Genomic DNA, 22,379 nt, shown 5'->3' on the forward strand with positions numbered 1-22,379 from the left:
CCGCTTCGCGCCCCACATAAAGCACCGCATAAGAACCCGCAAAAGGAGCATGCGATGAAGCATCACGATCAGGTCGCCGACGCATTCGGCTCGACCGCCGCTGCCTATCTCACGAGCCAGGTCCACGCGAGCGGCGCGGATCTGGAGAACCTCGCCGCGACCTTCGCGGCCACCTGCGGCAGTGCGACGGTGCTGGACATGGGCTGCGGCGCGGGCCACGCGAGCTTTGCCGTCGCACCGCACGTGCGCGAAGTCGTGGCCTACGACATCGCCCCGCAGATGCTCGCCACGGTCGAAGCCGCCGCGAAGGAGCGTGGCTTGACGAGCGTGCGCACGCAGCAGGGCGCGGCGGAAACGCTGCCGTTCGCCGACGCGAGCTTCAACTGGGCCGTGAGCCGCATGAGCGCGCACCACTGGCGCGACGTGCCGCAGGCGCTGGCCGAAGTGCACCGCGTACTCAAGCCGGGCGGCCGGCTCAAGTTCATCGACATCGCGGGCATCGACGATCCGCTTTACGACACGCATATTCAGGCGATCGAACTGTTGCGCGATGCGTCGCACATTCGTGACTACCGCGCCGACGAGTGGCTCGCGATGCTCGACGCCGCCGGCTTCGACGCGAACGTGAGCGAGCGCTGGCGCATCGCACTCGACTTCGATACGTGGGTCGCGCGCATGCGCACGCCCCCGGAGCGCGTGACGGCGATCCGCTCGATGTGGGAGCGCGCGCCCGATGAAGTGCGCCAATATTTCGATGTGCAGACCGATTCGTCGTTCAGGCTCGATGCCCTGATGATCGAGGCGACGCGGCGCGATTGACGCTCGCCTGAGGCAATAAAAAACGGCGTCGTGACCGCGAGGGCACGACGCCGTTTGCACATCAGCACAGTTTGAACGCTCAACCCGTATTGCGCAGCCCCGCCGCAATCCCGTTGATCGTCAGATGAATACCGCGCCGCACGCGCGGGCTCGGGTCGCCGGCGCGATAGCGCTTGATCAGCTCCACCTGCAAGTGATTCAACGGATCGAGATACGGGAAGCGGTTCTTGATCGAGCGCGCGAGCAGCGGGTTGTCGGCCAGGCGCTCGCTCGCGCCCGTGATCTCGCCGAGCACCTTCGTCGTGCGCTCCCATTCGGCCACGATGCGCTCGAACACGAGCTTACGCAGCTTCTTGTCCGCGACGAGCTGCGCGTAGCGCGAGGCCACCGCGAGGTCGGTCTTCGCGAGCGTCATGTCCATGTTCGAGAGCAGGTTCGAGAAGAACGGCCAGGTCTTGTACATCTTCTTGAACATCGCAAGACGGCGCGCGCGCTCGGCGTCGCTGCCCGCATCGTCGAGATACGAAGCCACCGCGCTGCCGAAGCCGTACCAGCCCGTGAGCAGCAGGCGGCACTGGCCCCACGAGAAGCCCCACGGAATCGCGCGCAGATCGTCGATCTTGCGGTTCTTCGGGTCCTGCAGCTTGCGCGAGGCCGGGCGGCTGCCGATGTTCAGCTCGGCGATTTCCGTGATCGGCGTGGAGGCGAAGAAGTAGTCGGTGAAGCCGGGCGTCTCGTAGACGAGCGCGCGGTATGCGGCCATCGCGGCGTCGGAGAGCGATTGCATCGTCTCCTCGAACGCGGGCAGCTGGTCGGGCGCGTTGCCCGCCCCGCCCATCGGCAGCAGCGTCGCTTCGAGCGTCGCGGCGATCACCGTTTCGAGGTTGCGGCGGCCGATCTCCGGATTGCCGAACTTGCTCGCGATGACTTCGCCCTGCTCGGTCAGGCGGATCTGGCCTTCCACCGTGCCCGGCGGCTGCGAGAGGATCGCGTTGTAGGTCGGGCCGCCGCCGCGGCCCACCGTGCCGCCGCGGCCGTGGAACAGACGCAGCGTGATGCCGCGCTGCTTGTACAGCGCGACGAGCGCCAGCTCCGCGCGGTACAGCTCCCAGTTCGAGGTGAGGAAGCCGCCGTCCTTGTTGCTGTCCGAATAGCCGAGCATGATTTCCTGCTCGTTGCCCTGGTGCTCGACGATGCCGTCGAGGCCCGGCAGCGCGAGCAGGTCGCGCATGATGCCCGGCGCGTGGCGCAAGTCGGGAATCGTCTCGAACAGGGGGATCACCATCAGCGCGGCCTTCGCGGGGTCTTCCGCGTGGCCGAGGCGTCCGCTCATGAGGCCGGTTTCCTTCTGCAGCAGCATCACTTCGAGCAGGTCGGAAACCGTTTCGGTGTGCGAGATGATGTAGTTGCGCACCGCGCGCGCGCCGAACTTCTCGCGCGTCACGCGCGCCATTTCCAGCACGCCCAGCTCGCTCTTCACGAGCTCGGAATAGTCGAGGTACGGCGAGCGCAGCGTGCGCGGATCGGCGAGCTGCGCGAGCAGCACGATCTGCTTGTCTTCTTCGGAAAGCGCCGCGTAGTCGGCTTCGACGCCGGCGCGCGCGAGCAACTCCGTAATCACGGCTTCGTGGATGTCCGAGCTCTGGCGCAGATCGATCGAGGCGAGATGGAAGCCGAACACGTCGACGGCGCGCATGAGCGGCGCAAGCCGCGTGGTGGCGAGCGACGCGCCGTGATGCTCGGCGAGCGAATCCATCAGGATATGCAGGTCGCGCGAGAACTCGTCCGCATCGGCATAGGGCTTGGCGCGCACGGGCGCGGCGTTGCGGCCCGCGCTGCGCACGGCCACTACGCCTTCGCCCAGACGCACGCGCGCACTCGCGGCGAGGCGCGTGTACACGCCGATCAGCGCGCGGCGATACGGCTCGTCCACGCGGTGCGGCGACTGATCGGGCGAGGCTTCGGCCAGCGCCTTCAGCTCCTCGCTTGCGCCCGCGAGCAGGTTCGACACCGAAAGCTCGGCGCCCAGGCGGTGCACTTCGTCGAGGTAATGTTGCAGGATCAACTGTGCCTGGCGCTCGCTCGCTTCTTCGAGCGTGGCGGCGGTGACGTTCGGGTTGCCGTCGCGGTCGCCGCCGATCCAGCTGCCCATCTGGAAGAAAGCGGGCAGGCGCGCCGAAAGGCCGTGTTCCTTCAGCTGCGTTTCGATCTCGCTGTAGAGCGCCGGGATCTCGGTGAGGAAGGTCGTGTGGTAATACGAAAGCGCGTTTTCGATTTCGTCGCCCACGGTCAGGCGCGAGTCGCGCAGCATGCGCGTTTGCCAGAGCGAGGTCACACGCGCGCGCAAGAGCGACTCGTTGTGCTCGAGTTCGCGCTGCGTGAGCGGCTGGTCGCGCTCGGCGAGCAGGCGCGCGATGTCGTGCTGCGAGTCGAGCGTGCTCTTGCGCTGCACTTCCGTGGGGTGCGCGGTGAGCACGGGGACGATCAGCGCGTCGTTGAAGAACTGCTGGAGCACCGGCGTCGCGGCCGCGCCCGCCAGCGCGAGACGTTCGAGCGAATGCGCGATGGTGCCCGCCTGCGGCGCCGAGCCCGCGAGGTCGTGAATACGGCGGCGGCGGTTGCGGTGGCGATCTTCAGCAATGTTCGCAAGATGCGAGAAGTAGCTGAACGCGCGCACGACCGTCACGGTCTGCTCGGGCGAGAGCGCGCGCAGCTGCTTGTCCAGCGCGAGCGCGTCGGCGTTGTCGTCCTCGCGGCGAAAGCGCACGGCGGTCTGACGAATGGTTTCCACGACGTCGAACACGGCGTCGCCTTCCTGCTCGCGCAGCACTTCGCCGAGCAGGCGGCCCAGATAGCGGATGTCTTCGAAGAGCGGCTGGTCCTTGTCGTCGCGCGCGCGGCCATTGCGCGGAGCGCCGGCGCTCGCTTTCGGAGCCTTCGCCGCCTGCGCGGCCTTCGTCGCTTTTTCGGCCTTCGGCGTCTTCGCCGCCTTGACAGCCTCGGCGGCCGGTTGGGTCGTCGTGGATTTCGTGGTCTTCGTGGTCTTCGTCGTTTTCGCCGGTTTCGTGGACGGCGTGGCCGATGCGGCCTTCGAAGTTGCGTTCTGCGATGCGGTGTTGCGGCGCTCTGCGCGCGCCGAGCCTGAAGACTTCACGATGTTTTCCTTGAGGCTTGCCAGGATATGGGCAGGTTAGTCGGAGAACTGCCAACTGCATGGCCGCGGCGCGTGCCGGGCCGTGTACTGCGGGTGCAACCTGGAGGGGGTGGAAGGTGCCACCCTGTGCGAGCCGTGCGGATAGGGCAGAGGCGGCGCGACTCGCCAATGGCGGTGCGCCGGGTGCAGGCCTTGCTGGAGAGTGCGCCGCTGCGAGGGCGAGCGCAAGCCGAAGCGGCGCCGCGGCTGTGGCCGGCGCCGCGCGGGCCGCGTATGTGCCAGCCGCATGCCAGACGCGCGCCAGTTTGCCTACGATGGGTACAGTAAGCGCCGCTGCAACGCCTGAGTCTCTTCCTTGCCGCCGCCCGCGCCTTGTCAGCCTGTCCCTGCGGGGAGGCGGTAAAAAGGGCGCGTGCTAACATTGCCTGTTATCCGATCCTGCTTTTCATCCCGTCATTCGATGTACTTGCCATGAACTCCGAGACGTTATCCGCGCCCATGCCCCGCACCCTGGTGATCGCTTCGCGGGAGAGCCGCCTCGCGATGTGGCAGGCCGAGCATGTGCAAGCTGCGCTGCACAAATTATATCCAGCCTGCGACGTGAAAATTGTTGGAATGACGACACGCGGCGATCAAATTCTCGACCGCACGCTCTCGAAGGTGGGCGGCAAGGGTCTTTTCGTGAAGGAACTGGAGCAGGCGCTGGCTGAAGGCCGCGCCGATCTCGCCGTGCACTCGCTCAAGGACGTGCCGATGGAGCTGCCCGAAGGCTTCACGCTCGCGGCCATCATGGAGCGCGAGGACCCGCGCGACGCGTTCGTCTCCAACGACTACGACTCGCTCGCCGCGTTGCCGGCGGGCAGCGTGGTGGGCACGTCGAGCCTGCGCCGCGAGTCGATGATCCGCGCGCGCTATCCGCATCTCGACGTCAAGCCGTTGCGCGGCAATCTCGACACGCGCCTCGCCAAGCTCGACCGCGGCGATTACGCAGCCATCATTCTCGCGGCTGCGGGCCTGAAGCGCCTTGGCCTCGGCGCGCGTATCCGCGCGCTCATCGAGCCCGAAGACAGCCTGCCGGCGGCGGGCCAGGGCGCGCTCGGCATCGAGATCCGCGCCGATCGCGCCGATATCGCCGCATGGCTCGCGCCGCTGCACGACGACGCCACCGCGAAGGCCGTCGAAGCCGAGCGCATGGTTTCGCGCGCGCTGGGCGGCAGCTGCACGGTGCCGCTCGCGGCCTACGCGCAGTGGCACAACGGCAAGCTTGCGCTGCGCGGCACGATCGCCACGCCCGACGCGAGCCGCGTGCTCGCCGCGCAGGAGGCCAGCGCCGCGTCCACGGTCGACGAGGCCATGGCGCTCGGCCGCCGCGTTGCCGACGACCTCATCGCGCAGGGCGCGCTCGAGATCGTGCGCGCGCTCGCGGACGCGGCCCAGGCCGCCGATGGTCCGAATGTGGCGCCCGCCAGTGGCGCCGCCACCCACAACCCAACCGGCACGGGCGAAGGCCCGGCCTCCAGATGATGGCCGGCCCCAGGCACCCGTACGGCAACCCCAGCCAGCCCGACGACTGGGGCGGTCCGGGCGACGCCTCCGCCGGCGCGAAGCGCGCGTCGACGGCAAGCGGCGATAACAGCAACGGTGGCAATGGTGACGGTAAGCCATTCACCGTTGTGATTACCCGGCCGGCCGGTCAGTCGGATGGTCTCGCGGGGCAACTCGCGCAGCACGGCATGCGCACGCTCGACTTCCCGCTCATCGCCATTGCGCCCGTGACCGACGAAGCGCCGCTGCGCGCGGCGCTCGGCGCACTCGAACGCTATGCGCTCGTCGTGTTCGTTTCGCCGAACGCCGTCGATCGCGCGTTCGCGTGCTATGCCTCGGTCTCGTCGATCTGGCCGCCCGCGCTGCCCGTGGCCGTGGTCGGCCCGGCGAGCGTGGCCGCGCTCGAGCGGCACGGCGTGGCGGCACCCGACCATCGCGTGGTGAGCCCCGCGGGCGCGGGGGACGAAGAGCCCGCGCGTTTCGATTCGGAGTCGCTCTACGCGGCGCTCGAAAAGAGCTTCGGCGTGGACGCCTTCGCGGGCAAGTGCGTTCTGATCGTGCGCGGCGACGGCGGCCGCGAGTGGCTCGCCGAGCGTCTGCGCGAAGCGGGCGCCGAGGTCGAGACCGTGGCGGCCTACCGCCGCGTCGTGCCCGAGCCGCCCATCGCCGCCTGGACCCAGGTGCACGCGCTGCTCGAAGGCGCGCCGCACGCATGGCTCGTCACGAGCTCCGAGGGCGTGCGCAACCTCGACGAACTCGCGCGCGAGCACCTCACGGCGGGCGAGATCGTCGAGCTGCGTCATGCGCCGCTCGTCGCGCCGCACCCGCGGATCGCCGAGACGGCGCGCTCAATGGGTTTTGATAGGATTACGGTGTCCGGCGCGGGCGACGAACGCATCGTCGAGACGCTGCTAGGCCTCGCTTCTTCCGTTGTTCAACCGGTTCAGAACACTCCGGCCCAGGCGCCGGCCAACCCACGCATGACAGATTCGAACAACTCAAGCAGCACAGCTAACCAGGGCGCCGTCGCGACGGGCGCGTCGGCATCGGGCAGCGCATCGGCGCGGCCTTCGTATGCGTCGTCGGGCGCGGGCTCTTCCGCGCCGCTGACGCCGCCGCCGGGCGCGGGCAACGGGCGGCGCGGCGCAGGCTCGGCGCTGCTGTGGCTCGTCCTGGTACTGGTCGCGGCGGGCTCGGGCGCAGGCGGCTATTTCCTCAATCGCAAGGTCGACAACCTCGGCATGCAGGCCATTCAACGCCAGCAGGCGAGCGAGCAGCAGACCGCCGCGCTGCGTGCGCGCGCCGACCAGGCCGTTGCGGGCGCACAGCAGATCGACAAGCAGATCGCCCAGCTCGAAGGCAAGATCGCCGACGCGCAGAATTCGCAGCAGGCGCTCGCGCAGCAATACGCCGATCTGTCGAAGAGCCGCGACGACTGGACGCTCGCCGAAGTCGGCCAGATGCTGTCGAGCGCTAGCGAACAGCTCCAGCTCACGGGCAACACGCAGCTCGCGCTGTTCGCGCTGCAAAGCGCCGACACGCGCCTCGCCGCCTCGGACAACGCGCAGGCCATCGCCGTGCGCAAGGCGATCGCGCAGGACATCGACAAGCTCAAGGCCGCGCCGTCGACGGACCTCACGGGTCTCGCCATCAAGCTCGACACCGCGCTCGGCCAGATCGACGCGCTGCCGCTTTCGGGCGAGGCGATCGTCGCGCATACGAAGCCCGAGGCTGCGCAGCCCGCCGATATCGCCCAGGTCGCCGTGGCGACCAACCAGCCGAAATGGAAGGTGTGGATCGACACCTTCGTCGACGGCGTGGGCAAGCAGATCGCGAGCCTCGTGCAGGTGCGCCGCATCGACAACGCGGACGCCATGCTGGTGTCGCCCGATCAAGGCTACTTCGTGCGTGAGAACCTGAAGCTGCGTCTGCTTTCGGCCCGCCTCTCGCTGCTCTCGCGCAACCAGGACACGCTCAAGTCCGACCTCGCGGCCGCCGACGCCACGCTCGCACGTTATTTCGACGGCGCGTCGAAAGATACGCAAACCGTGCGCGGGCTGCTCAAGGAAGTGAACGACGGCTCGGCCGCCGTTGCGCTGCCCACGCTCGACACGAGCCTGAAGGCGATCCAGCAATACCGGAGCCGGGGGTAAGACATGGCGATCCGTGGACTCCTCTGGCTCGCGCTTCTCTTCGCGATCGCCGTCGCGCTCGCGACTGTCGGGCGCTTCGACACCGGGCAGGTGCTGCTCGTCTATCCGCCGTATCGCGTGGACGTCTCGCTCAACCTGTTCGTAGTCGGCATCGTGGTGGCGTTCCTGCTGCTGTACGCGATCCTGCGATTCGCGCGCAACATCGTGACGATGCCGCGCCGCGTGGCCGCCTACCGCGCGCGCATGCGCGCCGAGAAGGCGCACTCCGCACTGCGCGACGCCGTGGGCAATCTCTACGCGGGCCGCTTCTCGCGCGCCGAGAAAGCCGCGCGCGATTCGCTCGCCGACGCGAAGAACACGAGCGCCGCCGGCCTGATCGCCGCGACGGCCGCGCATCGTCTGCATGAATACGCGCGCCGCGACGAATGGCTCACCCAGGTCGACGACCCCGACCTCCAGGAAGCGCGCCTCATGGCGACCGCCGACATGCGCGCCGACGGCCGCGACGCCGATGGCGCGCTCGCCGCGCTCACCGAAATGCGCACGCAGGGCGGCCGCCGCATCCACGCGCAACAGATCGCACTGCGCGCGCAGCAGCAGCTCAAGAACTGGAGCGAAGTGCTCAAGCTCGTGAAGACGCTGGAAAAGCGCGAGGCGTTGCACCCGGCCGTGGCCGTGCGCCTGCGCCAGCTCGCGGCGGAAAATCTGCTGCGCGACCGTCGTCACAACGCCGATGCGCTGCTCGAGCTGTGGCAGTCGCTCTCGAACGTCGAGCGTCACTCGCCGCGTCTCGCCGACTGCGCCGCCGAACTGCTGATCGCGCTCGATCGCCAGGCCGACGCACGCAAGATCGTCGAGGAAGCGCTCTCGCAGAACTGGGACGCGCGTTTGCTGCGCCGCTATCCGGACACGGCGGGCAGCGACGCGCTGCCGCTCATCCAGAAGGCCGAGGCGTGGCGCAAGGAACGTCCCGAGGACGGCGACCTGCTGTTCGCGCTGGGCCGCCTGTGCCTGAAGCAGCAACTGTGGGGCAAGGCGCAGTCGTTCCTCGAAGCCGCGCTGAAGTCTGCCGACGCCACGCAGAACGAGCCGCTCAAGATCCGCTCGCATCGCGCGCTCGCGCGCCTGCACGAGCAACTTGGCGACGGCGAGAAGGCGGCTTCGCACTACCGCGAAAGCGCACTGTCGATGAACGTGGTGTAAAGCAGCCCGCCACGCATCCGAAGCCGTAACGAAAACGGCCGCCTGCAAAACAGGCGGCCGTTTGTTTTGGCTGAAGCCGTAATGCGTTTAGCGGTTCACGAGCTTCGCCGGCGCCGAAAGCGCGAGCAAACCGCCCAGGATCATGAACGCCGCGAGCATGTACATGCCTGAGTCGTTGGCCTTGGTGGCCTCTTTGAGCCAGCCCACCGCATACGGGCTCAGGAAGCCCGCGAGGTTGCCGATCGAGTTGATGAGCGCGATGCCGGCCGCCGCGCCCGTGCCCGCGAGCCAGGCCGTGGGCAGGCTCCAGAACAGCGGCAGCGTGGTGAGAATGCCCATGGTCGCGATGGTGAGCGCCGTCATGGCGAGCGTCGTGTCGTGCGCCCACGTGACCGACAGCACGAGGCCGAGCGCGCCGATGGCGGCCGGCACGGCGATGTGCCAGCGGCGCTCGCGCGTGCGGTCGGCGCTCTTCGCCACCAGCACCATGCCGACCACGGCCGCTGCGAACGGAATCGCCGAAAGCAGGCCGATCGTGAGCGCGTCTTTCACGCCCGTCGCCTTGATGATGGTGGGCAGCCAGAAGCTCACGCCGTAGAGGCCCATCACGAACGAGAAGTAGGTGAGGCTCATCACCAGCACGCGTGCGCTCGTGAGCACGGTCATGATCGGCGGGTCTTCCTTGGTCGCGTCTTCGGCGGCGATGTTGCGCTCGAGCAGTGCGCGCTCTTCTTCCGTGAGCCACTTCGCTCGGCCGATCCGGTCGTCGAGCACGAAGAACACCAGCACGCCGACGATCACCGAAGGCAGCCCTTCGAGCAGGAACAGCCACTGCCAGCCTTGCCAGCCGTTCGCGCCGTCGAAGGACTTGAGAATCCAGCCCGACACCGGACCGCCGATCACGCCCGACAGCGCGATGGCCGTCATGAACCACGTGGTCATGCGCCCGCGGCGGTGCGCCGGATACCAGTAGGTGAGATAGAGGATGATGCCGGGGAAGAAGCCCGCCTCGCACAGGCCGAGCAGAAAGCGCATCACGTAGAACATGGTGGGCGTGGTGACGAACATCGTCAGGATGGAGACGAGGCCCCACGTGACCATGATGCGCGCGATCCACACGCGTGCGCCCACGCGATGCAGGATGATATTGCTTGGCACTTCGAACAGAAAGTAGCCGACGAAGAAAATGCCCGCGCCGAAGCCATAGACCGCATCGGAGAGATTGAGCGCCGAACTCATCTGCAGCTTGGCGAAGCCCACGTTGACGCGGTCCAGATACGCGACCACGTAACACAGCATGAGAAGCGGAATGAGGCGCCACGCGACTTTGCGGTATGTGGCTTCTTCGAAGGCGGAGGGCGGGGCGCCCGCTCCCGCTTGCGGCAGATGATTCGCTGGACTGGCCATGGTGTCTCCTTAGCGATCTTGCTCGTTGGCGTGTTTGTTGTATTGCCACCTTGATATGGCGGGTATTCGACGCGAAAGCACGATCATTCTATACGCGCCGCCGTGGCGCGACGGCGCGTATCTGTCGGGGAAAACACCGATCGGTCAGCTAGCGGGCGCAACTAGACGCAGCGCCCGCCATCCACTTCGATGCAGGTGCCGGTGATGAACGCCGCCTCATCCGAGGCGAGATAGAGGCACGCGTTGGCCACGTCTTGCGGCGTGGAAAAACGCCCGAGCGGAATGGTCGCGACGAAGCGCTGGCGGTTCTCGGGCGTGTCGGGCACGCCCATGAACTCGGCCGTGAGCCCCGTATCGCCGATCACGGGATTCACGCAGTTCACGCGGATCTGGTCGGGGCCCAGCTCGGCGGCGAGCGCCTTGCTGGCGACGATCATCGCGCCCTTGCTGCCGTTGTACCAGACGAGCCCGGGCCGGGGCCGGATGCCGGCCGTCGATGCGATATTGACGAACGCGCCGCCGCCGCGCTCGCGAAAGTGCGGCACGAAGGCGCGCACGCTCCAGTAGAGACCCTTCACGTTGACCGCGTACACGCGGTCGAACTCCGCTTCGCTCACTTCGAGCACGGGCTTGTTGCGATGCGTGGTTCCCGCGTTGTTGACGACGATCTGCACGCTGCCGAAGTCTTCGATTGCCGCTTCGCGTAGCGTGTGCCAGTCGGCTTCGCGCGTGATGTCGCCTTGCACGGCGATGGCCTTGCCGCCTGCGAGCGCAATCTCGCTCGCCACGCGCTCGGCGGCTTCACCGTTCAGATCGTTGATGACGACGTTCGCGCCTTCGCGCGCATAGGTCCTGGCGATGCCTTCGCCGAAGCCCGAGCCGCCGCCCGTCACGACGGCCGTCTTGCCTTTGAGTCGCATGATGTCTCCGTTTATGTTTATCGACATGATTCAGCCGTGCCGGATCGCGATGGTCTTGAGCACCGTGAAGCCATAGAGCGCTTCGAAGCCTTTTTCGCGCCCGTGTCCCGAGTGGCGCGTGCCGCCGAACGGTAATTCGACGCCGCCGCCCGCGCCGTAGTTGTTGACGAACACCTGGCCCGCGCGCACGCGCCGGGCAAGACGCATCTGGCGCGCGCCGTCGCGCGTCCAGATGCCCGCGACGAGGCCGTAAGGCGTGCCGTTGGCGAGCGCGAGCGCTTCTTCCTCGCTCTCGAAGGGCATGGCCGCGAGCACCGGGCCGAACACTTCCTCCTGGGCGAGGCGGCTTTGCGGCGGCACGTCGCGCAGGAGCGTCGGGACTTCGTAGAAGCCGCCGCTGGGCGCATCGGCTTCGAGCCTGCCGCTTGCCGCCGTGGCGATGCGGCTCGCGGCCGCTTCGTCGAGAAAGCCGCGCACGCGCTGGCGCTGCTTCTCGTTGATGAGGGGGCCGCAGTCGAGATCGGCACTGGCCGGGCCCACGCGCAACTTGCCGAACGACGCGGCGAGGCGGTCGATGAGCGGCTCGTAGGCGCTGCGCTCGATCAGCACGCGGCTGCCCGCCGAACAGGTCTGCCCCGCGTTCTGCACGATCGCGGCGACGAGCACGGGCAGCGCGGCGTCGAAATCGGCATCGGCGAAGACGATTTGCGGCGACTTGCCGCCCAGTTCGAGCGTGACGGGCACGTGGTGTTCGGCGGCCATCTGCGCGACGAGCTTGCCCGTTTGCGGCGAGCCCGTGAACGAGATGTGGTCGATGCCGGGATGCGCGCTGAGCGCCGCGCCCGCCTCATGCCCGAGCCCGGTGACGATGTTGAGCGCGCCCGCGGGCAAGCCGGCTTCGCGCGCGAGTTCGGCCACGCGCAGCAGCGACACGCAGGCGTCCTCGGCGGGCTTCACCACGCACGCGTTGCCGGTGGCGAGCGCCGCGCCCACGCTGCGCCCGAAGATCTGCATCGGGTAATTCCAGGGCACGATGTGGCCCGTCACGCCGTGCGGCTCGCGCACCGTGAGCACCGTGTAGCCGGCCTGGTAGGGCAGCGTTTCGCCGTGCAGCTTGTCGGCGGCGCCGGCGTAGAACTCGAAATAGCGCGCGAGCGCGGCGGCGTCGGCGCGCGCCTGCTTGAGCGGCTTGCCGGTGTCGCGCGCTTCGAGTTGCGCGAGTTCCTCCTTGTTCTGGCCGACGAGGCCCGAGAGTGCGAACAGCAGACGCCCGCGCTCGGCGGCGCTCAGTGCGCCCCAGGCGCCTTCGAAGGCGTTGCGTGCGGCCGAGACGGCCGCGTCGATGTCGGCTGCATTGCCGCGTGCGAGCTGCGCGAAGGGCTGGCCGGTGGAGGGATCGATCGCGGCGAGCGTCTCGCCGCTGACGGGCGATTGCCACTCGCCGCCGATGAAGTGCTTCGCTTCTTCCATGCATGCGCCTCGTAAATAGGGAGTGAAGCGGGGGTGAAACGAGGAAGGGAAACGCAAAACGGGAAACGTCGCCGAAACGTGCCTCGGATCGCCCGATGGAGGGCCGCGCCGGCAGATCGATTATCGCGCCAATTGCGGGCGCCACGCGCAGCAATTCAGCAGGCACTTCATCTGCGTGCGGGAAAGCCCTGGGCCGAACTGCCGGCCGCCCTGGCCGATTGGCTATAATGGCGTCCATCCTCCAACGTCCGCGACGTTCGGTTCCGCGCCGTTTTTCCGCGCGAGCCGTCGATTTTTCCCCTTCTCAACAGAGAGCGCTCATGAGCTTTGCAAATGTCCCCGCCGGCAAGGATCTGCCGCAAGACTTCAACGTGATCATCGAGATTCCCGCGCAAAGCGATCCGGTGAAATACGAAGCCGACAAGGACCTGGGCCTGCTCGTCGTCGACCGTTTCGTCGGCACGGGCATGCGCTATCCCGTGAACTACGGCTTCATTCCGCAGACGCTCTCCGGCGATGGCGACCCGGTCGACGTGCTCGTGATCACGCCGTTCCCGCTGCTGGCAGGCTCGGTGGTGCGCTCGCGCGCGCTCGGCATGCTGCAGATGACCGACGAGTCCGGCGTCGACGCGAAGCTGATCGCGGTCCCGCACGACAAGGTCTGCCCGATGACGGCCAACCTCAAGTCGCTCGACGACGTGCCCGAGTACCTGAAAGACCAGATCAAGCACTTCTTCGAGAACTACAAGGCGCTCGAAAAGGGCAAGTGGGTCAAGGTCGAAGGCTGGGTCGGCATCGAAGCCGCCCACAAGGAAATCACCGAAGGCGTGGCGAACTTCAAGAAGTAAATCGCGCTGCAGGTTTGATCGAAAACCGCACGTGCCCGTCAGGGCCGTGCGGTTTTTTCATGGGCGCGATCAATCCACTTCGGCGACGTCGCGCAGTTCGGGGCCGCGCAGGATGTCGAGCCGCGCGGGCCTACCCACCGCGTAGCCCTGCGCGTAGTCCACGCCCATCGCGATCATCCAGTCCACGATGGCGGCGTCCTCCACGCACTCGGCGATCGTCAGCTTGCCCGCGGCGTGGGCGACCTGGTTGATCGATCGCACGATGGCCTGGTCCAGCGGGCTGTCGATGATGCCGCGTATGAAGCTGCCGTCGATCTTCAGATAATCGACGTGCAGATGCTTGAGGTAGCTGAACGACGACATGCCCGCGCCGAAGTCGTCGAGCGCGAAGCGGCAGCCCTGCGCGCGCAGGCGTTCGATGAGCGTGATCGCCTCGTCCAGGTTCGTGATCGCGGCGGTTTCGGTGATCTCGAAACACACGCGCTCGAACGGGATCGACCAGATGCGCTGCTGCTCCTCGATATAGTCGGCGAGCTGCTCGTCGCCGAGCGAGGCGCCCGAGAGGTTGATCGACCAGGTGCCGTAATCGTGCGTGCCTTCGGCGATCATCGCGAACGCGCTCGCGATCACCCAGCGGTCGATGGCCGGCATGAGGTCGAAGCGCTCGGCCGCGCCGATGAACGCGGAAGGCTCGACGAGCGCGCCTGAGGCGGACTGCATGCGCAGCAGCAGTTCGACGTGCGTGTCGTCGGCCGCCGATGCCGATGTGGACGATTGCGCGAGCGAGAGAATCTTCTGGCCGAACAGGCAGAACTGGCCGTTCTCGAGCGCCGCCTTGATGTCGGAGACCCACGCCATCTGCGCGTGCGTTTGCGAGAGTTCCTCGTCGTCATAGCGAAAGCGGTGCACGCGGTTGCGGCCTTTCTTCTTCGCCATGTAGCACGCCACGTCCGCGGCCTTCATCACCTCTTTCACGGAAACCAGTCCCGCCGCGTCGCCGACGAGTCCTATGCTCACGCTCGTCTGCACGATGCGCCCGGCGCCCGTGAAGCGGATCGCGGCAATGCCCGCGCGCAGGTTCTCCGCAAGCAGCGACGCGTGCGCGGCCGTGCAATGCGGCAGCACGACGCCGAATTCGTCGCCGCCCAGGCGCGCAATGATGTCCTCGCCGCGCAACTCGCTCTTGAGCACGCGGCAGACCTGGCGGATCAATTCGTCGCCGGTCGAGTGGCCGCAGGTGTCGTTGACGACCTTGAACTGGTCGAGGTCGAGGAACATAACCGCATGGCCAGGCTGTCCGGCAGGTGCGCTCGCGCTCTCGTCGAGCAACGCGGCCAGACGCCGCTCGAATTCGCGGCGGTTATAGATGTCGGTGAGCTCGTCGTGGGTCGCCTGGTAGGCGAGGCGGGCGGCATGCTCGCGCAGCGCGCTCACGTCGTAGAGCACGATGACGGTGCCGATCACGCGGCGTTGCGCGTCGCGCAGCCTCGACACCGAGTAGTCGACCGCGAGACGCGAGCCGTTCGGGCGCAGCACATGCAGACTGGCGCCGCCTGCGTTGCCTGCCGCCTGAGAATTCATCAGGAGATCGAAGCGCTGCTGTTCGTGCGCGTCGTTGCGCAGATCGCAGATCGCGTCGAACGGTTGCGCGAGCATCCCGGCGGCCGCGCGGCCGAGCATGCGCTCGGCCACCGCGTTGCAGTAGGTCACGCGCGCGTGCTCGTCGGTGCGAATCACGGCTTCGCCGATCGAGGCCAGCGTGACCTCCGCCAGTTCGCGTTCGGTATAGGCCTTCGCTTCGGCGGTCCTCAGTTCGGAAATGTCGAACAGGCAACCGACCATGCGCACGGCGCGCCCGCGCGCGTCGCGCACCGCCTGGCCGCGCGCGCGGCACCAGCAGTAGCTGCCCGCGAGCGTGCGCAGCCGAAACTCCACGTCGAAAGTCGTGGCGCGCGCAAGGTGTTGGCGCAGTACGTGGCGCACGAGCGTGAGGTCGTCCGGGTGGACGAGCTGGGTAAGGCCCGTGTCGCTTTCGAAGCGCGTGCCCACGTCGTAGCCGAGCTGCTCGTAGAGCCAGTTCGAGAAGTAGCATTGCCGGCTGCCGACCTCCCAGTCCCAGAGTCCGGCGTTGATGCCTTCAAAGCCGAGCGTGAGGCGCTCCTCGTTCTTGCGCACTTCGGCTTCGAGGCGGTCGCTGCGTACGAGCGCGCGGCGGATGAATTGCGAGAACACGCCGAGCAGCACGATCGCGGAGGCGGCGAGCGCGAGCGTGAGGAGCGAGCGTGTGGCGCGCGCGGCGTCGTCGAGCGAGCGGGAGAAGCCGCTTTCGATGGGCGCGAGCTGGCTGTCGATCTCGCGCAGTTCCTGCACGAGGCCGGTGGATTCGGGCGCGTGCAGTTTGCCCGCCTGCACGAGCGCGTGCAGGTGTTCGCCGGTATCGGCAAGACGCAGGATATAACGGTCGCCGATCTCCCAGAAGGCTACGGCCGGGCGCATCCACGGCGTGTTCTTGAGCGTGCGGTAGCCCCAGGTCATGCCGTCCATATCGGCGGGCGCGATGCGGCCCAGCTCGAAACCGTGCCGGATCGCCGCGGTGTCCGGCTGCGCGCGGTTCATCTCTAGCCGCGCCGCACGGTCGCCGAGCGGCACGGCAATGCCGGCGAGGAACGCGCGGTAGTCCACCTCGTCGCCGGTGCGTGCATAGCGCTCCAGCGCGTGAACCGCGTCCTTCTGACCCTTCGACCAACTGCTTTCCCCCGCCACATAGGCAAGCAGGATCGACATGATCGAGAGGCTGACCGCGGCGATCGCGGCCATGACGGCAGCGAGCAGCCATAGCGGCAGCAGGACCGCGGTCGTGCGCCGCAATCCGTGCCAACCGGGGGCAAGCTGGCTCGTCTCCGTTTTAATGGGTCTCTTCATGCTTCACCGGTCCCTTCGGCTTGCGAGGTGAAATGAGAGCGCACGCCGGGGGCTAAGACCGGCGTCTTGTGAGCAATAACGGCGAGGGCTGCGGCGGCTTTAGGCTTTAGACGGCGCGTTCGATGAAAAGAGCAAACGCTCTTGGCGCGAGGCGTTTGCTCATTCGGGCGCTGCGGTTTCCGGGGCTTCTTCCGGGGGCGGCGGGGGCAGGACCGATTCGAGCGTACGCGCGCCGCCCGCGAGCGCGCGCTTTTCGCGTGGGGTGAGGCGCTTGACCCAGTACTCGGCGCTCGAGGCGCGCGCACGGTCGGCGAACTCGAATTGCGCGAGCACCTGCACCGGCTTGCGCGAGCGCGTGTAGCGCGCGCCCGTGCCGCTCGCGTGCTGGGCGAAGCGGGCGGCGACGTCGATGGCGATGCCCGTGTAGACGCTGCCGTCGGCGCATTCGAGCATGTAGAGGAACCACGGCATAGTTCTGGAAGCGATGATCGTTATGGGCGAGCGTGTTTCAGGACACACCGCGCGTGAATTTTACTTACGGGCAACGCGCGCATCACGCTCGAAAAGGATTGCGCTCATTGAGTTCGTGCATGTAGGCGTGAATGTGGTTCGTCTCGCTCTCGAGAAAGCGCGCGACGGCATCGGAGAACGCCGGATGGGCGAGCCAATGCGCCGAGCGCGTGGCGGTGGGCAGGAAACCGCGCGCCATCTTGTGTTCGCCTTGCGCGCCGCCTTCGAACACGTCGAGCTTTTCCTCGATGCAGAATTCGAGCGGCTGATAATACGCGGTCTCGAAGTGCAGGCAGGGCACGTGTTCGAGCGCGCCCCAGTAGCGGCCATAGAGCGTACCGCCCTGGCCATTCTCGCCACGTTGCCAGACCACGAGCGAACTCGCGATCGGCTTGCCTTCGCGCTCGGCGATCACGAGCAGCAGATTCTCCGGCATCGTCTCGCCGATCATGCGAAAGAAGTCGAGATTCAGGTACGGCGAAGAGAAATGCTCGCGGTAGGTTTGCCGGTAGCAGCGGCTGAAAAAGCGCCACTCGGTGTCGCTGATGTCCTCGCCGCGCACGCGCCGCATCGTCACGCCCGCGTCGTGCACCTTGCGGCGTTCCGCGCGGATGTTCTTGCGCTTCTTCTGCTCCAGCGTCGAGAGGAAGTCCTCGAAGTCGCGATAGCCGTCGTTGAGCCAGTGAAACTGCACGCCTTCGCGCTGCATCATGCCGAGATCGGTCAGCGCCTCGGCGTCTTCGGTGGTCGGAAAGAGCACGTGCAGCGACGAGACGTCGGCCTGCTCGGCGAACGCGAGCAGCGTCGCCGCCAGATGGCGGCGCGCGGTTGTGTCGGCGGCGATCAGACGCGTACCCTGCACCGGCGTGAACGGCACGGCGCACAGGAGCTTTGGGTAGTACTCGAGGCCGTTGCGCTTGTACGCGTCGGCCCAGGCCCAGTCGAACACGTACTCGCCGTACGAGTGGCCCTTCAGATACACCGGCGCGGCGGCGGCGAGGCGGCCCGTGCGCGTGTCGGTGAGCGTGACGAATTGCGCGGCCCAGCCCTCGTTGGGCGTGGTGCAGCGCGTGGCGTCGAGCGCCGCGAGGAATTCGTGGCGCAAAAAAGGCGTAGGCTGCGCCTGGCGCGCGAGCAGCGCGTTCCATTCGGCGGCGTCGACCTCGGACGGTGAGCCGAGGATGCCCGTGCGATAATCGAAATGTTCCTGTTTCATGCGTGCCCGTTGGCGTGGGATGCGGCTTGGGTCGTTCAGCAGCGCCTGCAGCGGCAAACGGTCATGGTAAAGCAAACGTCCCGAGCGGGTGAGGACCGCCGCGCTTCGTGCAGCGGCGTCAGCCAGGCAGCATCGAGCGGTTTCAAAGCGGCTTCAAGCGGTATCAAGCAGCCCGAACGTCAGAGCGCGCGCTTGCGTGCGCAGCGCGCCCGCCTCAAGGTTATCGAAATGAAAGAGCGCTTCTTCAATCTCTATACGCACGGCTTTGCGCGCGTGGCCGTGGGCGTGCCGCGCTGCCGTGTGGCCGATCCCGCATTCAACGCCAGCGAGACGCTCGCGCTCGCGCGCGAGGCCGCCGCGCAGGGCGCGGCGCTCGTCGCGTTCCCCGAGCTTGGGCTTTCGGCCTATACCTGCGACGACCTGTTCCATCAGCAAGCGTTGCTCGACGCCTGCGAGCGTGCACTCGCGCAGATCGTGGAAGCGTCGGCGGCGTTGCCGATCGTGATGATCGTGGGGCTGCCGGTGCGCGCGGGGCATTCGCTCTTCAACTGTGCAGCCGTCGTGGCGGGCGGGCGTCTGGCGGGCGTCGTGCCCAAGAGCTTCCTGCCGAACTACGGCGAATTCTACGAGCCGCGCCAGTTCAGCGCCGCCGATAGCGCGAGCACCGACACCGTGCGCCTCGCCGGCGCGGATGTGCCGTTCGGCGCGTCGCTGCTGTTCGAGGTGCCGCAGGTCGCGGGCCTGCGCTTTCACGTGGAAATCTGCGAGGACGTCTGGGTGCCGATCCCGCCGTCGTCGTTCGCGGCGCTCGCGGGCGCCTCGGTGCTCGTCAATCTTTCGGCGTCGAACGTCGTGGTGGGCAAGGCGGGCTACCGGCAGCAGCTGGTCTCGCAACAGTCGGCGCGTTGTCTCGCCGCGTATCTGTACACCTCGGCGGGCAAGGGCGAATCGACCACCGACATGGCCTGGGACGGCCACGCGCTCGTGTGCGAAAACGGCGAGCTGCTCGCGCAGTCGGAGCGCTTCTCCGACGACTCGCACCTCATCTTCGCCGATGTCGATCTCGCGCGGCTGCAGCAGGAGCGCATCCGCCAGACCACGTTCGGCGATTCGATCCGCCGCCACGCCGATGAAGTCGCGAAGTTCCGCGTGATCTCATGCGAGCTGGCCGGCGAGGGCGCATGGCGGCGCGACACGCTCGCGCTCTCGCGCCGCGTGGAGCGCTTCCCCTATGTGCCAGCCGATCCGAAGCGGCGCGACGAGCGCTGCAACGAGGTCTACAACATCCAGGTGCAGGCGCTCGTGCAGCGGCTTTCGCAGGCGGGCATCAAGAAGGTGGTGATCGGCGTCTCGGGCGGGCTCGACTCCACGCATGCGCTGCTCGTGTGCGCGAAGGCGATGGATCGCCTTGGACTGCCGCGCGCGAACATCCTCGCGTACACCATGCCCGGGTTCGCCACGAGCGAGCGCACGCTGCGCCAGGCGCGCGAGCTGATGGCGCTGGTCGGCTGCACGGCGCGCGAAATCGACATTCGCCAGAGCTGCATGCAGATGCTCGAGGACCTCGGCCATCCGTACTCGGAAGGCCGCGAAACCTACGACATCACTTTTGAAAACGTGCAGGCCGGCGAGCGCACGAATCACCTGTTCCGCCTCGCCAACTTCAACCACGCGATCGTGATCGGCACGGGCGATCTCTCCGAGCTTGCGCTCGGCTGGTGCACCTACGGGGTGGGCGATCACATGTCGCACTACAACGTGAATGCGAGCGTGCCGAAAACGCTCATCACGCACCTCGTGCGCTGGGTGGCCGAAACGGGCCAGATTGGCCAGAACGGGGAGAGCGGCCGCGACGTGCTCGAAGCGATTCTCGCCACCGACATCAGCCCGGAGCTGATCCCCGGCAAGTCCGATGGCGCGCCCGAGCAGAAAACCGAAAGCACGATCGGCCCCTACGAGTTGCAGGACTTCAACCTCTACTACACGCTGCGCTTTGGCTTCGCGCCTTCGAAGGTCGCGTTCCTCGCGCGCCACGCGTGGGGTGACCGCGAAGCGGGCGCGTGGCCCGAGAACGCGAAGGTCGCGCGCAATCAGTACGATCTCGCGTCGATCAAGCGCAATCTGCGCATTTTCCTCGACCGCTTCTTCCGCCAGAGCCAGTTCAAGCGCACCTGCATTCCGAATGCGCCGAAGGTCGGCTCGGGCGGCTCGCTCTCGCCGCGCGGCGACTGGCGCGCGCCCAGCGATTCGGAGTCGGTGGTCTGGCTCGCCGATCTGGAGCGCGTACCCGACGAAGCGGGCGGGGCGAGCGCGGCGCCTGCGGGCAAGCCCTCGGCGTGAGCCCCGGCCGCACAGCGTAGAATCCCGATATGTTCCGAAATTTCCGACAAATCCGATAACGAGACGAGGTTCGCCATGAAACGCATTACTGCCGTGATCAAACCGTTCAAGCTCGACGAAGTGCGCGAGGCGCTCGCCGAAGTGGGCCTCACGGGCCTGACCGTCACCGAGGTCAAGGGCTTCGGCCGCCAGAAGGGCCACACGGAGCTTTACCGCGGCGCCGAATACGTGGTCGACTTCCTGCCGAAGGTGAAGATCGAGGTGGTGGTCGCGAGCGACCAGGCCGACCAGGTGATCGACGCGATCATCGGCGCGGCGCGCACCGGCAAGATCGGCGACGGCAAGATCTTCGTGACCGACGTGGAGCGCGTGATCCGCATCCGCACGGGCGAGGAAAACGAAGCGGCGGTTTGAGGCCGCGGGCCTTCGAACACCGGAAGCACCCTTAGAAAAAGGGACGGCGCCGCCTGCGCGGCCCGTCCCCAGAATAAAAAACGGTGCGATACCCTTTCGGACATCGCACCGATACGCGCCTCTCGCAGCAGCGTGAAAACGTCGATGTAGCTGTTCTTTCTACACTCGCTTCGAATTAGAACGAGTGCTGGATACCTGCGTACACGCCAACCTGGCTGTGGCCCGGAACCGGGTTGCCCGTGCTTGCGGCCGTACCGAAGTTGTTGGCGTTCAGGCCGAAGTTGGCCGTCTTGCTGTTCTGCACCGTGCCTGCCTGGATGTCGAGCAGCGTGCGCTTGGACAGGTTGTACGAGCCGCCGATCGTGTACAGCGTGGCGTTGCCGCCGCCGTTGTTCGCATTGACGTGGTAGACCGCTGCGATCAGGGCTGCAGCCGGCGTCATTTGCCACGTCACACCGCCCCACTCGTGGTCGAGCGTGGTCGGCTGGCCGATGATGCCCGGATTCATGCCCGACGAACGGATGGCTTCGTAGCCGCCCTGAACCTTGAACGCGCCGAGGAACAGGTTGAACATGGCCATGTAATCGCGCGAGTAAGCGAATACGCCGTTGCCGTTACCTTGCGAGGTCGAGAGCGGCGTCTTCGTGCTGCCGTCCAGCGCGTTGTACAGGCCGCCCAGCTGACCATTGTTCGGATTGCGGATTTCGTCATACAGGCCGCGGATCTGGAACAACGAGCTCGTGTAGGTCAGTTGCAGGCCAGCTTCGCGACCCGACGGCGTCGTGTTGTTGCCGTTCCAGTTCGTCGCGTTCGAGAACGCGTACTGGCCGTACACGTCAAAGCCGAACCAGTTCGGCGACTGGTACGAAATGTTGTTGCTCGATTGCGGCCAGTTGCGGCCACGAACCATCGAGGCCGACGACCAGTTCGACTGACCGAACGGGTCGAAGTCCCAAATGCCGTTGGAGATGAACAGCATGCGGCCAGCCAGCAGCGTACCGAACTGGTCGTTCGCTACACCGATAGTTGCCCAGCGATTCCAGAGCGAGCCGGCCGAGCCGAGCGTGCCGTTCGCGGTGCTGAAGCTGCCTTCCAGGTGGAACAGAACCTTGTTGCCGCCACCGATGTCTTCAACGCCCTTCATGCCCCAGAGGCTGGTACCCCAGTAGCCGCTTTCGAGCTGAACCTGGCTGGAGCCGTGGGTGGCTTGACCATTTGCGCCGCTGCCGGCGCCAATGCCGTTCATATACGCCACACCCATATCCAGGCGGCCGTAGAGCGTGACGCTGCTTTGTGCATGCGCGATCACGCCAGCCGACATCAATGCTGCGGCGAGCAAAGCTTTCTTCATCTTCTCCTCCATACCCTGTCAAAGAGTCAACCTTAGTACTGCGAAAGACGTCCGTGCGCTTGGCGGCGCTGCGAACAGAAATCGTCGCGTGAGGGAGAATTACCCCG

The 22,379-nt window shown here is 66.9% G+C and carries 15 protein-coding genes; 7 read left to right on the forward strand and 8 right to left on the reverse strand.

Annotated elements, in window-relative coordinates; translation table 11 throughout:
* The first annotated feature begins 54 nt into the window (after positions 1–54).
* Positions 55–819, forward strand: a complete 765-nt coding sequence (locus AB4Y42_RS27665) for a methyltransferase domain-containing protein (protein WP_368695935.1) — start codon at positions 55–57, stop codon at positions 817–819.
* Positions 820–898: 79 nt separating this feature from the next.
* Here the strand turns inward: AB4Y42_RS27665 and ppc are convergent, their stop codons facing one another.
* Positions 899–3,973: a phosphoenolpyruvate carboxylase gene (gene ppc, locus AB4Y42_RS27670; protein ID WP_368695936.1), complete on the reverse strand. Its 3,075-nt coding sequence runs from the start codon at positions 3,971–3,973 to the stop codon at positions 899–901.
* Positions 3,974–4,444: 471 nt separating this feature from the next.
* On the opposite strand from ppc, the gene hemC reads away from it, so the two are divergent.
* The 3 genes from hemC to AB4Y42_RS27685 are packed head-to-tail and all read left to right on the forward strand — an operon-like array spanning position 4,445 to position 8,874.
* Entirely contained in the window at positions 4,445–5,497 is a 1,053-nt protein-coding gene (gene hemC, locus AB4Y42_RS27675) for a hydroxymethylbilane synthase (RefSeq protein ID WP_368695937.1), read from the forward strand.
* Complete coding sequence (gene hemDX, locus AB4Y42_RS27680; protein WP_368695938.1) at positions 5,494–7,671, forward strand: fused uroporphyrinogen-III synthase HemD/membrane protein HemX; 2,178 nt, start codon at positions 5,494–5,496, stop codon at positions 7,669–7,671. The genes hemC and hemDX overlap by 4 nt, the downstream gene beginning before the upstream one ends.
* A gap of 3 nt (positions 7,672–7,674) precedes the next feature.
* A complete protein-coding gene (locus AB4Y42_RS27685; protein ID WP_368691918.1) occupies positions 7,675–8,874 on the forward strand; it encodes a heme biosynthesis protein HemY in 1,200 nt (399 codons plus the stop codon).
* Between the two features lie 87 nt (positions 8,875–8,961).
* Here the strand turns inward: AB4Y42_RS27685 and AB4Y42_RS27690 are convergent, their stop codons facing one another.
* The 3 genes from AB4Y42_RS27690 to AB4Y42_RS27700 form a co-directional block, all read right to left on the reverse strand.
* A complete protein-coding gene (locus AB4Y42_RS27690; RefSeq protein ID WP_342920937.1) occupies positions 8,962–10,281 on the reverse strand; it encodes an MFS transporter in 1,320 nt (439 codons plus the stop codon).
* 161 nt (positions 10,282–10,442) lie between these two features.
* Positions 10,443–11,201, reverse strand: a complete 759-nt coding sequence (locus tag AB4Y42_RS27695; protein WP_368695939.1) for an SDR family oxidoreductase — start codon at positions 11,199–11,201, stop codon at positions 10,443–10,445.
* Positions 11,202–11,231: 30 nt separating this feature from the next.
* A complete protein-coding gene (locus AB4Y42_RS27700; protein ID WP_368695940.1) occupies positions 11,232–12,671 on the reverse strand; it encodes an aldehyde dehydrogenase family protein in 1,440 nt (479 codons plus the stop codon).
* A 320-nt stretch (positions 12,672–12,991) separates the two neighbouring features.
* Between AB4Y42_RS27700 and ppa the strand changes: the two genes are divergently transcribed.
* Entirely contained in the window at positions 12,992–13,519 is a 528-nt protein-coding gene (gene ppa, locus AB4Y42_RS27705) for an inorganic diphosphatase (RefSeq protein WP_028207725.1), read from the forward strand.
* Between the two features lie 69 nt (positions 13,520–13,588).
* Here the strand turns inward: ppa and AB4Y42_RS27710 are convergent, their stop codons facing one another.
* The 3 genes from AB4Y42_RS27710 to AB4Y42_RS27720 form a co-directional block, all read right to left on the reverse strand.
* Complete coding sequence (locus AB4Y42_RS27710; RefSeq protein ID WP_368695941.1) at positions 13,589–16,441, reverse strand: EAL domain-containing protein; 2,853 nt, start codon at positions 16,439–16,441, stop codon at positions 13,589–13,591.
* A gap of 159 nt (positions 16,442–16,600) precedes the next feature.
* Positions 16,601–16,912: a GIY-YIG nuclease family protein gene (locus AB4Y42_RS27715; RefSeq protein WP_368690981.1), complete on the reverse strand. Its 312-nt coding sequence runs from the start codon at positions 16,910–16,912 to the stop codon at positions 16,601–16,603.
* Positions 16,913–16,994: 82 nt separating this feature from the next.
* Positions 16,995–18,167: a GNAT family N-acetyltransferase gene (locus AB4Y42_RS27720; protein WP_368695942.1), complete on the reverse strand. Its 1,173-nt coding sequence runs from the start codon at positions 18,165–18,167 to the stop codon at positions 16,995–16,997.
* A 228-nt stretch (positions 18,168–18,395) separates the two neighbouring features.
* On the opposite strand from AB4Y42_RS27720, the gene AB4Y42_RS27725 reads away from it, so the two are divergent.
* On the forward strand, positions 18,396–20,507 hold the full coding sequence (locus AB4Y42_RS27725; RefSeq protein WP_368695943.1) for an NAD(+) synthase: 2,112 nt from the start codon (positions 18,396–18,398) through the stop codon (positions 20,505–20,507).
* Between the two features lie 75 nt (positions 20,508–20,582).
* Positions 20,583–20,921 carry a P-II family nitrogen regulator gene (locus AB4Y42_RS27730; protein ID WP_028207721.1) on the forward strand — a complete coding sequence of 113 codons (339 nt, stop codon included), beginning with the start codon at positions 20,583–20,585 and terminating at the stop codon, positions 20,919–20,921.
* 175 nt (positions 20,922–21,096) lie between these two features.
* Here AB4Y42_RS27730 and AB4Y42_RS27735 read toward each other — a convergent pair whose 3' ends face one another.
* Positions 21,097–22,272, reverse strand: a complete 1,176-nt coding sequence (locus tag AB4Y42_RS27735; RefSeq protein ID WP_069265406.1) for a porin — start codon at positions 22,270–22,272, stop codon at positions 21,097–21,099.
* Positions 22,273–22,379 lie beyond the last annotated feature (107 nt).

The organism is Paraburkholderia sp. EG286B (assembly GCF_040965655.1).
In the GTDB taxonomy this organism is placed as follows: domain Bacteria; phylum Pseudomonadota; class Gammaproteobacteria; order Burkholderiales; family Burkholderiaceae; genus Paraburkholderia.

Coding starts and splice junctions, on each gene's coding strand:
- AB4Y42_RS27665 (WP_368695935.1), top strand. CDS start 55: ATGAAGCATCACGATCAGGTCGCCGACGCATTCGGCTCGACCGCCGCT.
- hemC (WP_368695937.1), top strand. CDS start 4,445: ATGAACTCCGAGACGTTATCCGCGCCCATGCCCCGCACCCTGGTGATC.
- hemDX (WP_368695938.1), top strand. CDS start 5,494: ATGATGGCCGGCCCCAGGCACCCGTACGGCAACCCCAGCCAGCCCGAC.
- AB4Y42_RS27685 (WP_368691918.1), top strand. CDS start 7,675: ATGGCGATCCGTGGACTCCTCTGGCTCGCGCTTCTCTTCGCGATCGCC.
- AB4Y42_RS27690 (WP_342920937.1), bottom strand. CDS start 10,281: ATGGCCAGTCCAGCGAATCATCTGCCGCAAGCGGGAGCGGGCGCCCCG.
- AB4Y42_RS27695 (WP_368695939.1), bottom strand. CDS start 11,201: ATGCGACTCAAAGGCAAGACGGCCGTCGTGACGGGCGGCGGCTCGGGC.
- AB4Y42_RS27700 (WP_368695940.1), bottom strand. CDS start 12,671: ATGGAAGAAGCGAAGCACTTCATCGGCGGCGAGTGGCAATCGCCCGTC.
- ppa (WP_028207725.1), top strand. CDS start 12,992: ATGAGCTTTGCAAATGTCCCCGCCGGCAAGGATCTGCCGCAAGACTTC.
- AB4Y42_RS27710 (WP_368695941.1), bottom strand. CDS start 16,441: ATGAAGAGACCCATTAAAACGGAGACGAGCCAGCTTGCCCCCGGTTGG.
- AB4Y42_RS27715 (WP_368690981.1), bottom strand. CDS start 16,912: ATGCCGTGGTTCCTCTACATGCTCGAATGCGCCGACGGCAGCGTCTAC.
- AB4Y42_RS27720 (WP_368695942.1), bottom strand. CDS start 18,167: ATGAAACAGGAACATTTCGATTATCGCACGGGCATCCTCGGCTCACCG.
- AB4Y42_RS27725 (WP_368695943.1), top strand. CDS start 18,396: ATGAAAGAGCGCTTCTTCAATCTCTATACGCACGGCTTTGCGCGCGTG.
- AB4Y42_RS27730 (WP_028207721.1), top strand. CDS start 20,583: ATGAAACGCATTACTGCCGTGATCAAACCGTTCAAGCTCGACGAAGTG.
- AB4Y42_RS27735 (WP_069265406.1), bottom strand. CDS start 22,272: ATGAAGAAAGCTTTGCTCGCCGCAGCATTGATGTCGGCTGGCGTGATC.